The sequence below is a fragment of the Ferrovibrio sp. GW821-FHT12E11 genome (assembly GCF_058806975.1).
In genome coordinates, this window is the sequence record NZ_JBXAQG010000001.1 from 70,252 (window position 1) to 85,199 (window position 14,948).

General features: G+C 59.3%; 16 protein-coding genes and 1 tRNA gene. 4 read left to right on the top strand and 13 right to left on the bottom strand.

The genetic code is table 11. The features are described from left to right. Positions 1-7: 7 nt before the first annotated feature. The 8 genes from AC1ROT_RS00340 to AC1ROT_RS00375 all read right to left on the bottom strand — a co-directional run bounded on the left by AC1ROT_RS00340 (position 8) and on the right by AC1ROT_RS00375 (position 8,794). Complete coding sequence (locus tag AC1ROT_RS00340; protein WP_492996814.1) at positions 8-565, bottom strand: hypothetical protein; 558 nt, start codon at positions 563-565, stop codon at positions 8-10. Between the two features lie 120 nt (positions 566-685). Then, entirely contained in the window at positions 686-1,231 is a 546-nt protein-coding gene (locus tag AC1ROT_RS00345; RefSeq protein WP_492970685.1) for a hypothetical protein, read from the bottom strand. A 3-nt stretch (positions 1,232-1,234) separates the two neighbouring features. After that, on the bottom strand, positions 1,235-1,789 hold the full coding sequence (locus AC1ROT_RS00350) for a hypothetical protein (RefSeq protein WP_492996815.1): 555 nt from the start codon (positions 1,787-1,789) through the stop codon (positions 1,235-1,237). Positions 1,790-1,908: 119 nt separating this feature from the next. After that, entirely contained in the window at positions 1,909-2,391 is a 483-nt protein-coding gene (rpsI, locus tag AC1ROT_RS00355) for a 30S ribosomal protein S9 (RefSeq protein WP_492970683.1), read from the bottom strand. Between the two features lie 2 nt (positions 2,392-2,393). Further along, entirely contained in the window at positions 2,394-2,861 is a 468-nt protein-coding gene (gene rplM / locus AC1ROT_RS00360) for a 50S ribosomal protein L13 (RefSeq protein WP_492970682.1), read from the bottom strand. 468 nt (positions 2,862-3,329) lie between these two features. Continuing rightward, complete coding sequence (locus tag AC1ROT_RS00365; RefSeq protein WP_492970681.1) at positions 3,330-4,184, bottom strand: response regulator; 855 nt, start codon at positions 4,182-4,184, stop codon at positions 3,330-3,332. A 13-nt stretch (positions 4,185-4,197) separates the two neighbouring features. Beyond that, positions 4,198-8,208 (bottom strand): PAS domain S-box protein, encoded by a 4,011-nt coding sequence (locus AC1ROT_RS00370; protein ID WP_492996816.1) that lies wholly within the window; start codon positions 8,206-8,208, stop codon positions 4,198-4,200. Positions 8,209-8,377: 169 nt separating this feature from the next. Further along, positions 8,378-8,794: a PaaI family thioesterase gene (locus AC1ROT_RS00375; protein WP_492996817.1), complete on the bottom strand. Its 417-nt coding sequence runs from the start codon at positions 8,792-8,794 to the stop codon at positions 8,378-8,380. A 143-nt stretch (positions 8,795-8,937) separates the two neighbouring features. On the opposite strand from AC1ROT_RS00375, the gene AC1ROT_RS00380 reads away from it, so the two are divergent. After that, positions 8,938-9,012: transfer RNA gene (locus tag AC1ROT_RS00380), tRNA-Asn, on the top strand. 536 nt (positions 9,013-9,548) lie between these two features. On the opposite strand, the gene AC1ROT_RS00385 is transcribed toward AC1ROT_RS00380, so the two are convergent. The 4 genes from AC1ROT_RS00385 to AC1ROT_RS00400 form a co-directional block, all read right to left on the bottom strand. Beyond that, on the bottom strand, positions 9,549-10,580 hold the full coding sequence (locus tag AC1ROT_RS00385) for a CHAT domain-containing protein (protein ID WP_492996818.1): 1,032 nt from the start codon (positions 10,578-10,580) through the stop codon (positions 9,549-9,551). Positions 10,581-10,585: 5 nt separating this feature from the next. After that, on the bottom strand, positions 10,586-10,759 hold the full coding sequence (locus AC1ROT_RS00390) for a helix-turn-helix domain-containing protein (RefSeq protein ID WP_492996819.1): 174 nt from the start codon (positions 10,757-10,759) through the stop codon (positions 10,586-10,588). Beyond that, positions 10,760-10,966, bottom strand: coding sequence for a hypothetical protein (locus AC1ROT_RS00395; RefSeq protein WP_492996820.1), 207 nt, complete (start codon positions 10,964-10,966; stop codon positions 10,760-10,762). Positions 10,967-11,223: 257 nt separating this feature from the next. Next, the gene (locus AC1ROT_RS00400) at positions 11,224-11,520 is read right to left on the bottom strand and encodes a MarR family transcriptional regulator (protein ID WP_492996821.1); all 297 of its coding nucleotides are present in this window, start codon (positions 11,518-11,520) and stop codon (positions 11,224-11,226) included. A gap of 381 nt (positions 11,521-11,901) precedes the next feature. Here AC1ROT_RS00400 and AC1ROT_RS00405 point away from each other — a divergent pair, with 381 nt between their 5' ends. Next, the gene (locus tag AC1ROT_RS00405) at positions 11,902-12,528 is read left to right on the top strand and encodes a LysE family translocator (protein WP_492996822.1); all 627 of its coding nucleotides are present in this window, start codon (positions 11,902-11,904) and stop codon (positions 12,526-12,528) included. Positions 12,529-12,579: 51 nt separating this feature from the next. Here AC1ROT_RS00405 and AC1ROT_RS00410 read toward each other — a convergent pair whose 3' ends face one another. Beyond that, entirely contained in the window at positions 12,580-13,353 is a 774-nt protein-coding gene (locus AC1ROT_RS00410) for an SDR family oxidoreductase (RefSeq protein WP_492996823.1), read from the bottom strand. Between the two features lie 144 nt (positions 13,354-13,497). Between AC1ROT_RS00410 and AC1ROT_RS00415 the strand changes: the two genes are divergently transcribed. Both AC1ROT_RS00415 and AC1ROT_RS00420 read left to right on the top strand, forming a co-directional pair. Next, complete coding sequence (locus AC1ROT_RS00415) at positions 13,498-13,965, top strand: winged helix-turn-helix transcriptional regulator (protein WP_492996824.1); 468 nt, start codon at positions 13,498-13,500, stop codon at positions 13,963-13,965. Between the two features lie 99 nt (positions 13,966-14,064). After that, positions 14,065-14,925 carry a LuxR family transcriptional regulator gene (locus tag AC1ROT_RS00420; RefSeq protein ID WP_492996825.1) on the top strand — a complete coding sequence of 287 codons (861 nt, stop codon included), beginning with the start codon at positions 14,065-14,067 and terminating at the stop codon, positions 14,923-14,925. Positions 14,926-14,948 lie beyond the last annotated feature (23 nt).

Here is a 14,948-nt window from a genome sequence, read left to right on the forward strand (position 1 = left end):
GGAATAATCAAACATCGCCCAGCCTCAGCTTGCCGCTGAAGGTACGGATCACCATGATTTCCGACAGCGCGCCGAACACCTTCTTGGTGCGCTGGCGCACCTGATCCTCATTGTCGATGCCCCAGACGATCAGGCGCGCGGCGCGACGACCGGGAAACGGACAGACGCCCGAGGCCGGCCCGCTGAACATCTCGTGCATCTCGGGGCCGATCAGCTTGACATACCAGCCGGTCTGCTGCGGCCGCGGAATGCCGATCTCGTAGACCATCATGTGGCGCTGATCGCTGAACTCGACCTCGCGCGCGGTCATGTCGCCATGCTGGGACTGCTTTTCGGTGAGCTTCATGTCGAGCTCCGCCTTCTCCTCGAGCAGGCGGTCGTAGTCGACGCGGATCTCAGCAATGCGCGTGCGCGCCTGGTCGACCTCGCCGGCAATGCGGTCGATCTCGAAACGGCCACGCGCATAATTCTGCACATACCGCTCCAGACTGTTCGCGCCGAGCGACACGGCGAAGAACATGATCAGCGATGGCAGAAGCGCAGATACGATATCGACGGCGTCCATGCCGACGGTCTTCCCAGCAGTTGCCCCGGACCAATGTCAGGCAAAGGCCCTGCCAACGCAACGAAATGTTTCGTCGGAATTGCGCGGTCGACTGCCCGATTCGCGAGCAGCCATGCGGCTTTATGACGGTTCGGCCGGAGACTCGGGCCCGGTCTCGCCCACGTTAACCACATTGAAGCCCTTCTGCCGCGGCAGCAGGCGATCCACCACCGACCGGGCCTCGGCCTGGTTGGTCGCCGCCACCGCATAGAACCGGCCGGTGTCCCACTGGGCCAGCGGATCCGGCGCGGCAAAGCCCGCCCCCAGCGCCGGATTGCGCGCGGCGAAACGGAAGACGCGGGCATACATGTCGCGGCTTTCCAGCGGCACGACGGTATAGACGAACGGCAGCTCGGCGCGATCCAGACCGGCGCGCAGGCCATCATTCTCCGTGCGCGCGCGCTCCAGTTCGCGTTCCGCCGTGGCGATGGCGGCGGTCTGCTCGGCGATGGCGCGGTCGAGCTGTTCGAGCCGGGCGCTGAGTTCGGTCTGGCGCTGGCGCCGACCGAGCTTTTCATTCTCGGCGCGCTGCCAGCCCAGGCGCGCGCGGTCGCCGGCGATGATCAGCGCCAGGCCCACCAGCACCAACGCGATCAGCAACGCCAGGATCGGCAGCACGTCATCCATGGCTCAGACCTCGTGCCAGAACAGCGTGCCGTAAAACGGCCGGATCGACAGCATGCGCGCATCGCTGCCGGCCCAGTTCTGCGCCAGCGTCTGGGCCTCGGCCGGACCGATGGCCCAGACCACCATGCGCACGCGCCGACGCCCACCCAGATCGGTGGGGATGGAGGACAGGCCGGCAAACGGCATCACCGCGGCAGGGCCCTCCAGCCTGAGATAGAAGCCCTTGTTGCCCGGCACCGGATAGCCGGCCTCGGACACCAGGTTCTCCTGGCGATCGGCGAGACGCCGCTCCTGGTCCTGCAGGCTGGCGCGCTCCTTGCGCGCCAGGTTGATCTCGACATCCAGCTCGGCCTTGGCATCGCGCAGACGCGCGAACTCGGTGCGCTTCTGCGCATGCTCGCGCTCGACCCGGGCATTGATGTGATGCTCGTCGCTCAGGCTCTCGGCGCCGATGGCCCAGCCATAGGCCATGCGCTCAAACCAGCTGGCCAGCGCGCCGGCGCCGAGCAGCAGCAGAATGGCCGGCACGAGAAGAAGGAAAGCGGCTTCGGAATCCATGAACCTGACGGGCTCCCGTTCTGGGCCGGACGATCATAAGCGACAGCGCCATAAAGAGAAAAGGCCGGAGCTTGCGGCTCCGGCCTTCTTCGCAGCGCTGCAGAAATGCAGCGTAAGGATTAACGCTTCGAGAACTGGAAGCTGCGGCGGGCTTTCGGCTTGCCGTACTTCTTGCGCTCGACCACGCGGCTGTCGCGGGTCAGGAAGCCCTGGGCCTTCAGAGCCGGACGGAGCGTCGGCTCGAAATAGGTCAGCGCCTTCGAGATGCCGTGACGCAGCGCGCCGGCCTGGCCGGACAGGCCGCCGCCGACGACGGTGGCGTAGATGTCGAACTGGCCGGAGCGGTTGGTCACCACCAGCGGCTGGGCGAGCAGCATGCGCAGCACGGGACGAGCGAAGTAATCGTTGCTCTCCTTGCCGTTCACGGTGAACTTGCCGGTGCCGGGCTTGATCCAGACGCGGGCGATGGCGTTCTTGCGCTTGCCGGTGGCGTAGGCGCGGCCGAGCTTGTCAACCTTGCGCTCTTCAACGACAGCCTTGGTGGCGACGGCGGCCTGCGCATTGCCCAGGCTCAGATCGGCGAGTGTGCGGGACTCAGCCATGATTAGTCGTTCCTCTTGTTCTTCGGATTGAGCGCGGCGACATCCAGCTTGACCGGCTGCTGTGCCTCATGCGGATGCTCGGCGCCCTTGTAGACCTTGAGCTTGGTGAGCTGACGGCGAGCCAGCGGGCTCTCCTTCGGCAGCATGCGCTCGACGGCCTTGAGGATCACGCGCTCGGGATACTTGCCGGCAAGGCCCTCACCCAGAGTGCGGCCCTTGATGCCGCCGGGATGGCCGGTATGCCAGTAGAAGGTCTCGTTCGCGGCCTTGCGGCCGGTCAGGCGAACCTTCTCGGCATTGATGACGATGATATTGTCGCCGGTATCGCAGTTCGGCGTGAAAATGGCCTTGTGCTTGCCGCGCAGACGCATGGCGATCAGGGAGGCGAGCCGCCCCAACACCAGGCCATCGGCGTCAATCAGCAGCCACTTCTTGTCCACTTCGGACTCTTTGGCGGTGAAGGTCTTCATCTGACGTCCTGACAGAGTAGTAAAAATCCCGCCGGACAGCCGGCGGGCGGATCGGGGCGCACTATGAGGATTTTTGGCGCGCTGTCAAACCCGATCTTCGCAATGAAATCAGATACTTATACAGCGGTATTATTATACCGCCGCTTCACTTCATATAAATCAAAGGCTTACTGCGTTTTCCGTCATGGCCGCGCAAGCGGGAAACCAGACTTTCTGCAACGGACGAGGCCAAAGACCTGGAGTCCCGCTGTCGCGGGCGCGCCGAGACATGGAAATGCTTCGTTTCGCTTCGCGCGGCTTCGTTTGGCTTCGCCCGCTTTCGTTCGGGCTTCCTTCAGCTTCGTTTGCGTTCCATTGGCTTCGTTTTGCTTCGTTTCTGGTTGTGCGTGCATTCGACCAAAGCAAACACCCGTTACGGAACAATATAGGAACGGAAAATCGGGTTTCAACCCACCAAGACATTTCCAGCTACAGAGATCGGCGGACCTGGCTGAACAGCCGGGGGGTCGAGCGAATGGCGTGTTCGATGCGGGCGCGCAAGTCCTTAATGTTGGTGGGCTTGATCAGATAGCCCGATACTTTCAGCCGCTGGGCCTCGCTGACGGTATCCACGGCGCTGTCGCCGGTAATCATGATAACCGGGGTGTCTTCGATACCCCTAACATTGAGCTGCCGCAGCCCTTCGAGAAATTTCAGCCCGCCCATCGGCTTCATGTGCACGTCACAGAGGATAAGGTTCGGCTTGAACTTGGCCACTTCCATCAGCGCTTTCATGCCGTCGGTGGCTTCTGCCGTGGTGACCGGGCCAAGCTGTGCCAGCATCTTGTTCAGGGTCTGCCGAACCAAGTCTTCATCATCGATAATCAAAATCCGCATTTTGTTGTAGTCGACCGGCAGACCATGATGCACACGGGCGGCAAGTTCAGCATCGTTGGCAACGATGGCATCGATCTGCTCGCGGATGTGATTGACACTGACCGGCTTCAGCAGGAAGCCAGCGACGGTATGCTCTCTCGCCTTCAGGCGGGTCTCATAGCTTCCATCCGCGGTCAGCATCACCACCCAGGTCCGATCCAGATCGGCGCTGGTAATTGTGCGGAGTTGTTCGAGGAATTCGAAGCCGTCCATGAATCCCATGTTCACGTCGCAGAAAATGATATCGGGTCGGGCGCGCACAATCTCGCTCAACCCCTCCATTCCGTTTCTGGCCTCGGCCACCTCCCGCACGCCGATCTGATTCAGGATGCGCCGCGTGATCACGCGGGTATAGGATTCATCCTCGATCAAAAGGATATTCAGGCGAGAATAATCAATCTTCGACATCGGAATCCTCAATCTATGCGGCAGGCCTGAGGGATGCCACCGTAGCAATGAACCTGTCGACCTGAATGCGCAGCTCGGCAATCCGCGCTGCCGCCGCCGCGGAGTCTCCTGAATCCAGATCGTCCTGCATGACGGCGGCACAATCGCCCAGCTGGACGGCGCCGATGCTGCGGGCGGCACCTTTCAGGGCGTGCACAAGATCTCGCGCCTGCCCGGCGTCAGCCACAAGTTCAGTCTCGATGGCGACTATGCGACCAGGGAGATCGCCAGCGAAGCCCTGTACCAGTTCGGCGGCATCCGCGTTGTAGGCGCCGAAGATTTCAGCAATACGCGCAAGATCGAAAACAGTCCCGTCAGTGTTGCCTGCTGCCGGTGTCTGTATGGCAGCAGAGGGCCTTTCATTGTTATCCCGACGGCGCAATCCCTGGCCCTGCGGCATCCATTGCTCAATCGTCGACCGCAGCAGTACGGTGTTGATCGGCTTTGTGAGAAAACCGTCCATGCCAGCGGCAATGCAATGCTGCTCCGTCGCAGCCATCGCGTCGGCTGTCAGTGCGATCACAGGAATGCGCGTACCGGTGCCCTCTTCGCGTTCTCGCAACGCTGTTGTCATGGCGAAACCATCCATCACCGGCATGTGATAATCCGACAGGATCAGGCCATAGCCGCCCTGCTCGTACATCCGGAGCGCTTCCTCGCCGTTGACGGCGATCTCATGGGCATAGCCCATGCGGTTGAGAATACGGTGGATGATATGCTGGTTGGTGCGGTTATCCTCGGCCACGAGAATCAGCGCCTTCTCAGCCCGCGCGGCTTCTATCGAAGGCGGCAGCCAGGCGGCCTCCGCCGAAGACCGGATATCCTGTTCGCCCATGTCCGACACGCGGCCCGCAGCATAGGCGAGCCCGCGCCAGAACAGCTGTCGCGGCAGCGGCAGCGGCAGGACGGCACGCGCGCCATCGTCCCTGACGCGGCCCATGGTGGACAGCATCACGCGCGGCGTGGCCACCAGGATGCGCAGATTGGGCAATCCGAGCCGCCGCATCCGTTCCATAGCCTCGACAGCGAGAACGGAATCACGCAGCAGCAGGAAGGCGACCACGACCGGCACCTCGCCGGACATGGCGGAAAGGGCCTGCTCGAAATCGTGGTGGCCCGCGCTTTCGATCCGGCTCACCCCGGCTGCCGCCAGATAACGGTTGACGATGGCACTGGCAGTATCGTCGAAGCCGATGCTGACGACGCCGATATCGGAAATGTCGGCGGGAGGTGTATCGACGGCCGGATCGACCACCTGGAACGGGACCTCGAACCAAAAGGTCGAGCCTTCACCGAGAATTGAACTGACTCCAATCTCACCGCCCATCAGTTCGACGATGCGCTTCGAAATGGTGAGCCCAAGGCCGGTGCCGCCGAATTTGCGCGAGGTGGATGCATCGGCCTGCTGGAAAGCCTGAAACAACCGCCCCGTCTGCTCATCCGAAAGGCCGATACCGGTATCGCTAACCTCGAAACGGATCGTCTCAACGCCCTTTCGCGAGCGGCCAGCCAACCGCCGCGCCTTCAGGAAGACATAGCCTTTCTCGGTGAATTTGACCGCGTTGCTCAACAGATTGATCAGCACCTGGCGCAGCCGGTTCGGGTCGCCGAGCAGCTTGAGCGGAATGGTAGGATCAACTTCGACCAGCAGGCGGAAACCTTTATCATGGGCATTCAGCGCCATCATTTCAGCCGCGGTTTCGGAAACCGTAGCAAGATCGAAGGGCACGGCTTCGAGATCGAACTTGCCGGCCTCGATCTTCGAAAAATCGAGGATGTCGTTAATGATGGTCAGCAGTGCCTCGGCGGAGGACCGGATCACCCGCGAGATGTCGCGCTGATCCGTATCGAGCTCGGTGGAATCGAGCATTTCCACCATGCTCATCACGCCGTTCATTGGCGTGCGGATTTCATGGCTCATCATGGCGAGGAATGACGACTTGGCGCGCGTCGCCTCTTCTGCCGTTTCCTTGGCCTGCAATAACGCCCGCTCTGCCTCCTTGCGCTGCGTGACATCACGGACCGAGGCGGCAACCAGCTTTTCACCCGCAATCGGACTGAGGCTGACATCAATCGGGAATTCGCTTCCGTCGCTGCGGCGCGCACTCAACTGCCGGCCGCTGCCCATGGCGCGCGCGGTTGCCTGGCTCAGAAAGGCATTGCGGATCGCGACATGACCGGTCCGATACCGTTCCGGCATCAGGACTTCCACCGGCTTGCCGATTACATCCGCGCGCCGATAGCCGAACAGATTCTCGGCCATGTGATTGAAATGGACAATCTGTCCATCGCTGTCGACGATCACCGCGGCATCCGGCGCGCCTTCAAAGAGGGCCGCGGATAAATTGCGTTCCTTTTCCAGAAGCCGCTCGGCATCGCGGCGCTCGGTCACATCGTCGAGGAAGCAGATCAGGCAGTCCTCTTCGCCGAAACGGATGCGGCCTGCAACCGTGGTCAGTATCCGCGCCTCGTTTGAAGCGGACCGGTGATACTGGATATCCCTTGCACCATGACCGCCGGCGGCAAAGGCCTTCCTGGCATAGTCGCCTACCTGCGCCCAGTCGAGAGAAGCCGTCACCCGCACCAGATGGTCGGGATCAGACACCGACTGCGGCAAACCGAGAATGCCAATCGCGCGGTCGTTAATGAACCGCACCTCCAGATCCGGCGTAACCACCAGCACGCCCAGCGGCGTGCGATTCAGCAGTTCAGACTGCCGCTGTTCCTTCTGGGCCACGGTGCGGGCCAGGTCATCGTTGCGTTCGTACGCAGCCTTGAAGCTGCGTACCGCCTGGGCCATCGCCCCGATCTCGTCCGTCCGTTCGACATAGGGAATGGAAATGCCGAGATTGCCAGTCGAGAGCCCGGTCATCACCTGCGACAGCGTTCGGATCGGGCGCACCAATGCCCGCGCAACTCCGAAACCGACCAATCCGACCAGGATCACTGCCGCCAGAGCGCTGAGAATTGCCGTGCGCTGGCTTTCATCCAGAGAGGCAAAGAGTTCCCGCGTACCGGCCTGCGTCACCAGCCCCCAGGTAACGCCATCGAGATCGACGGGTTTGTAAAGCGCGAGGACTGTATTTCCCTGTGCATCCTTGGTGAGCTGCTGCGCCTCCTTGCCGTTCAGCGCGCCGCGGATCAGGTCATTCTCCATCCGCATCGAAAGAAATCCATCCGGATAGAATCTGCTGTTAGACCGCAGCAGATAGTCAGGCCCAACCAGATAGACCTCACCGGTTTCGCCCAGCCCGGTCGGATCGAGTATGATCTGGCTGATCTTGTCACTGGCAAACGAGATGACCAGCGCACCGATGGCATGCTGCAGATCGACATTCAGCTTGGAAGCGACGAAGGCAACACCTTCGCCGGCCGAAGCATATATCGAGAAATCGGCGAAGGCGGTTTCGCCAAGCGGCACATCGGCAAGGGCGCGCGTATACAGCCGGGCCAGTTCGGTTCCGGCATAAGGGCCATCCAGAAGATTGGTGCCGAAATCGTCGTCCTTACGGATCGTGTAGATGATGTCGCCAGTATCGTTCACCAGCTTCACATCCCTGATGCCCTTGATCTGCGCCAGGCGGCGAAGATTATTGTGGACCTCGCGATGGATCGTTGAATAGAGCGAGCCGTCGTCGGCATCGTCCACCGCATGTCGCGCAGCGGGCGGAAAACGCGATTCACTACCGTAGGCACGACGCAGCTGATCGACCTGCTCGGGTGTCATGCGCTTGAAGGCATTCGACAGCCGGCGGGTGGCATCCTGGATATCCTGACGCCGGACAGAGAGGGCCACCTGCTGCCGGATTTCGGTGACCGACTGGATTACGGCGGCGCGGCGCCCTTCAGCCGCAGAGTCCAACTTGTCGATCGCGGCCGTGCGCAGGCCCCGCTCGGTGGTCGGCAAGATCGAACCCACCACGGCCAGACCGACCAGCAACGAGATCGCCCCGATCAGGATCGGAAGTTTATACTCGTAGCGCATGCCCCTCCCCTGCGCTGGCCGCCACTCTTGCTAGAATATAGCAGTGATTCTCGGCTCTATGCCTGCAAATTCAGGCATTTACAGGGGTGCAGGCCGATAACGGCACCCAGACATAAAAAGGTCCATCCGGTAATAACGTTTCCACCACCACTTTTTGTCGGATTTTCGCCTATTTTTTAGGCGGAATGGCGTAGGTCAGCACCGAATGGGCGACCGGCTCGGCGCCCTCGCCCGAATAGATGGCGATTTCACAGATCGCCAGGGTCTTGCCCAATTTGAGCATGGTGGCCTGGCCCCGCAGGTCGCCCAGCCCCGGCTTGCGCAGGAAATTGATGTTCAGATTGGTGGTGACCGCGAGGGCCACCGGCCCGATCAGGCCGAGCAGCAGCAGATAGGCCGCGCAGTCGGCCAGCGTCATCATCGCCGGGCCCGAGACCGTGCCGCCCGGCCGCAGCTGCTGCTCGCCGACCGGCATGGCCAGGCGCAGCACCGCGCCATCCCAGGATTCGATTCGCATGCGCAGTGGGCGCATCTGGGGGAATTCGGCATCGAGAAAGGCTTCCAGTTCGGCCTTGGTCATTTTCATGTTCTGCGGCTCCCTCGCCTCCCGCTTAGCATCTGGCGGGCAAGGGGAAAAGCCGGATTGGCGCGGCCCAAGGCCGCCGCGAAATTTTTGAACACGGCTCTTGCGGGATAGGGCGGGGGTGGTTAGGTTCCGGCCCGCACTGATCCGAGGTAGCTCAGTGGTAGAGCAGGCGGCTGTTAACCGCCCGGTCGGGGGTTCGAATCCCTCCCTCGGAGCCATTTATTCTCCATACTAGGTGATGGAGAAAGCGTCAGAAAATGGCCTAGGCTCACCAGCGATAGCGCAGCCACTTTTCAACAAATAACCCAGAGCGTGCCAATCACTTATATCGCTTCCCTGGCTTTTTTAATGCCTTGAACCATTGGCCCAACATCGGCCTTTGCAGTTTTCAGAAACTTAGCAATCTCTTTTTGAGTCACGCCAGATCTAGCCATGTCGCGCGCGGTTAAACATTGGAGCAGTCGAACCGACTCCTCCAATAACGCCTCCGTCGAAGCAGTAGCCTTAGGCATTCTTCTTACCTTCCTGTTTAAAGTGCTTGAGAATGCGCGCTACTCTATTTGTATCAACACCGGCTATCGCGCGTATTGAAGGCCTGTTGAGACCTGCTATTGCGCACTGAACAATTAGAAGATCGATTAAGATATCATCTGTTGTCTTTCTTCGCGCGACTTTATTCATCGAACGCCCCTTCCCTGTCATCAAGAATGACCGCGAGCTTCACTCGCAACGCCTCGGCACCAACCAAAGCAAATTAGGCTAAAACCAATTTTGCTGGATTGACGTTGGTTGGATGAAAAAGCTCAGGCGTGTCAGATTCACTGATCGATGCAGCCTCAACAGCAATCTTGCCTTGCGCAAAAGCAGATTTTACTGATTGACCACCAGCAATCGCCGCATAAAAACGAGGAGCAAATGCAACTGCTGCAATATCCGATATTGAGGTCCGCATAGTAACAATGGTTATTCCCAGCGGCAGAAGTGCTTTACGTGCGCCCGAACTGCTGCACGAATTCAATACAACGACTTTTGGGACCGCATCTGTGGCGGAGAGCGCCTTTGCCAAAAGATCAAACGAAAGCGCTTCGTCTGCGCGTTTTCCAACTCTCGCATTATCTGCCGCGACTCCAGTGGCATCGCCATGACCCGAAAAATGCACGATTTGTGGCCGGTTATCATTAAGTCCATCCAGAAGGGTCTTTAAACCAGCGGCCGGCTTATATTCGACGGTGATATTGTCTCTGTACACTGAGCCACGAATAACATCCTGCACTCGACGAACCTCTGCATCGACACGAAGTGAATGCTTCTTGTCGGGATCAGCGGTCAGATACAGAACATTTAACCTCACTCGCTTTCTCAGCAGTCCCTTCTTCGCAGAGCGCACAGTCGAGACAACTTGCGTGAGTGGCCGCCTCTTTGTCGGCACCTTATCTGCAGCTCTACGGTTATCTGCATACCTTATAATCTTCGCTCTATTCGCACGGACACTCGGATCCTTGCGGTATAGATACCGACTACCATCATCGACAGAGCCGTCATTTTCTTCTCTAACGATCAGATGATGCTTTGTGAGGTGGTCCAACTCATTTTGAGCTTGCTGACTACTTTGCAGAGAAACGCCAGCTAGCTTCATAATTTGTTTTTTAGATCGAGGAAGGCTACCACGCCCATAAATAGCGTTGAACAATTTGCGCCGCGTTTTACTTACACCAAGGTGCTTCGCAAGTTGAAGAATGGTTTCCTCATGATCCCCAGAAATATTTACGATAGAAGTTCTCGCCATTTTAATTAGCCCTTCTTAGGCGTTATTTTTGGCACCATGCGACTGATTGTGGGCTGACTAACACCAAGCACTTGCGCGAGTTGGGCTTGTGAATACCCCTTATCGAACAGCTCCATAATCTGAAGCTTTCGCAGCATCTCCAATTCTTTAATAATTTGATTTGCTTGCTCCTCAGTCATTTACTCCCCCGCAACACTAACAGAACGCCCAAGAGTGACTTCCTTAGGCAAACCCTTTGGCATCATTCTACTCATTGTCGCGGGACTTACACCCAACGCAGCAGCAACGTGTTTCTGTTTATAACCTGCAGCCAGAACCTGAAGCATGAGCAACTTCCGCACCCACTGCATTTCCTGCACAAGTAATTTTACATCATCATCTTTCATTTCGTGCCTCATATGCGTTCTATTTCTTCTTTGTGCCGACAGGCTTACGCTCTTTAGACAGCGTTACATTCACATGGTTTGTCGTCGTTCCGACTATCTCTGCAATTAGGGTTGGCCTTAGACCCGCTTTCGATAAAAAAACAATTTTGTCCTTAGACGATTCTATTGTTGCTGTGAGAACGGCCGCCTGGAGCTTAATCAGGATGTCCAATTTTTCTGATATTTCATTAGTCATTGCGCTACCTCCACCCGAAAAGCTAAGCAGTATTCTTGTTTAACGGATAGACATGCAAAGGATGCTGATCAGCACCGACGCGCACAACGATACCGGCCTCGATCCAACGGGCTATCGACCGACTAAGGCTTCCCTTATCGAGTTTTGTTTTTTTACTAATTTCAGCTTGAGGGGTTCGCCCATCGCAAAGATTGTATGCAGCTACCTGCTTGTTCCCGCTGCCAACCGGGGCAACAATTTTATAGATTTCATTTTGGGGAAAAGTAGCGCGAGCTACGGTAGCAAGTATTGCTCGAAGCAACGATTCATTCATGTCCATTGAGCCCTCTTCGAATAACCTCTCCCCATTTAAGCCAGAAAACTGGTAATTCAAGGAGATGGTTTATTCATAGTGAGCGAAAACTAATCTACATATGCTAATAATATTCAAATAAGTATATGATATTATATAATAATTTATATTAAATGTTGAATTGCATTACCCATTGAAACGAATAATCAGCATACAACGCATATTTTGTCGAATACATAATTATTCAATCATCCATAAGTTATTGTATTTAATTGATTTATTAATAACCTTTTATTTGACGAATCGTGTGGAATTTATAAGTGCAATGGGCCTGAGTGCCCCGCACACATTTGTACCGGTACATCTCCGCCCTTGCCTGCACCCAACCGCTTTAGCCACTCTGCTTTCATGCTCAACGACATCAATCTCCCGCTCATCCTGCTCGCCGCCCTGCTTGCCACCGGCAGTCCCGGTCCCGCCACGCTCAACATCGCCGGCACGGCGATGACCTCGGGCCGCCGCTATGCCTTCGCCATGGCGTCGGGCGTCAGCACCGGATCGCTGATGTGGTCGACGGCGGCCGCCTTCGGTCTCGGCGCGGTGATGCTGGCCAATGCCTGGGTGTTCGAACTGCTGCGCTATTTCGGCGCCGGCTATCTGATCTTCCTGGCCTTCAAATCGGCGCGCTCGGCGCTTAAGCCCGGTGACATCACCACCAAGGGCGGCGCCTACAGTTCTCTGAAACGCGCCTATGCCAGCGGCCTGGCGCTGCACCTGACCAATCCGAAAGCGATCCTGTTCTTCGGCTCGCTCTATGCCGTGGGCGTACCGGCGCAGACCTCGCCGCTCACGCTGCTCACCATCATCGCCGCCGTGGCCGTGCAGAGCACGCTGGTCTTCCATGGCTATGCGCTGCTGTTCTCCAGCGCGCCGGCGGTGCGGGTGTATCTGCGTCTGCGCCGCTGGTTCGAGGGCATCTTCGCGCTGGCGTTTGGCTATGCCGGCTTCAAGATCCTGACGGCACGCCTGCAGTAAAAAACAGAGAGGGGCCCTGCGGCCCCTCTCCTCTCGTTCCGTTAAATCCAGTTAGCCTCTGAACACCGGACCGCCGACCGGCGAACCATTGCTGCCGCCATCGACAAAGATTTCGGCGCTGTTCACATTGGACGAGTCGTCAGACGCCAGGAACAGCACGGTCTTGGCGATCTCCTCGGCTTCGCCCAGGCGGCCGAGCGGGATGATGCCGCTCAGGCGCTTGTCCAACTGCGTCATCGCTTCCGGCGTGGGCGCAGCAGAGTTCCAGATCGGTGTGCGGGTGGCGCCGGGCGAGACCACATTCACGCGGATGCCGCGCGGCGCCAGTTCGGACGCCAGCACGCGGCTCATGCCGCGCACGGCCGCCTTGCTGGCCGCATAGGCCGACGAGCCGGGCGAGCCGAGCTGCGACATCACCGAACCGTTGAGGATGACCGAGGCCTTGTCGTTCAGATGCGGCACGGCCGCCTGCACGGTGAAGAAGACGCCAGTGACGTTGGTGCGCAGGATCTGCTCGAAGACCTCGAGCTTGCTGCTGCCCAGCGGCGTGCTGCCGGGGATGCCGGCATTGGCGAACACAATGTCGAGCTTGCCGAAGGTCTTCGCGGCCTGGGCCACGGCAGCCTCGGTGGCGGCGATGTCGGTCGCATCGGCCTGGATGGCAATGGCATTGGGGCCGAGTTCGGCCAGGGCCGCATCGAGCGTGGCCTTGTTGCGGCCGGTGATGGCGACGCGGGCACCCTCGGCGATGAAAGCTTTCGCGGTGGCCAGGCCGATGCCGCTGTTGCCGCCGGTGATCAGCGCCGTCTTGTTCTTGAGCCTCATGGGACTTCTCCAGGTTCTTATTGGTTTCATCATGAAACCATACTTGAGAAATACCGATAGTGGTTTTATATTGCAACCAATAGACCGCCCCGCCCGCGTGACCGCCCTCACAGTCTGGCCCGGGCGCGGAAAAGGACCCGGACCATGAAACGCACCAGCCTGGAAGACGCCACCTGCCCGATTGCCCGCACCCTGGATGTGGTCGGCGACTGGTGGTCGCTGCTGATCGTGCGCGACACCCTGCCCGGCCCGCGCCGCTTCGGTGAATTGCAGAAAAGCCTGGGGCTGGCGAAAAACATCCTGAGCGCCCGGCTGCGCAGCCTGGTGGCCGCCGGCATCCTGGAAACCGCCCCGGCAACGCAAGGCGGCAATCCGAAGGGCAGCGCCTGGAAGGAATATGGACTGACGCCCAAGGGCCGCGCGCTGTTCCCCGTGCTGGTGGCCATGCGCGAATGGGGCGAGACCTACCAGTTTACCGGCGACGACTGCCCGGTCGAACTGGTCGACCGCCAAAACGGTCAGCGCGTGCGGAATCTGGAACTGCGCGCCGCCGACGGGCGTCTGCTGCAGGCCGCCGATACGCGCCTGCAGCCGCGCGTAAAAGTGGCGTAATCAACACTTAGGTCGAAAAGCGCGCGAAACCCGGCGGCGCCGTCGTTTCTTTTGCGAAGCGATCCGTTACAATGCTCCACCGCTTGGAGGCGGATGGCTTTGGCGGAACCTTCACTCCACTTTCTCGATGACAAGTCCGACCGGCGCGACGACACCCGTCCGCCGATCGACCGCCGCCATTGGAAAGTCCTGATCGTCGACGACGAGCCCGATGTCCATTCGCTGACCAAGCTGCTGCTGCGCAACTTCAACTATCGCAAGCGCGGCCTCAGCTTCCTCAGCGCCTTTTCCGCCACCGAGGCGCGCGATGTGATGCGCGACAATCCCGACATCGCGCTGGTGCTGCTGGATGTGGTGATGGAGACCGAGCATGCCGGTCTGGCGCTGGTCGACTTCATCCGCACCGACCTCGACAACAAGTCGGTGCAGATCGTGATCCGCACCGGCCAGCCGGGCCAGGCGCCGCCGCTGACCGTGGTGTCGAACCACGGCATCAATGACTACAAGGAAAAGACCGAGATCACGCAGCAGAGCATGATCCTCACCGTGGTGAAGGCACTGCGGCTGTATGAGGAATTCCTGCCCAGCTATATCGCCGCCGCCAAGTTCGCCAACCTGGCCGAACGCGCCAAGGCCGGCGCCGACGACCGCGAATTGCTGCGCAGCCTGCGGCACGAACTGGACGGCCTGGTCGATGACGGCGTGCCGCGGCCGCCGGCGCCGGTGCCCGAAGCCGATCCGCGTCTGGCCGCGCTGACCGACCGCGAGCGCGAAGTGCTCAAATGGGTCAGCCAGGGCGACTCGAACAAGGCCATCGCCATCAAGCTCGGCGTGCAGGAAGTCACCGTGAAGGCGCATCTGCGACAGATTTTCGCGAAGATGCAGGTGTTCAACCGCACCCAGGCCGCCTCGCTGGCGCTGCGCCTGCTGGAACGCGACACCGACGCCACCAACCGCTGATCGCCGCCCTGCGGGCAGTGATC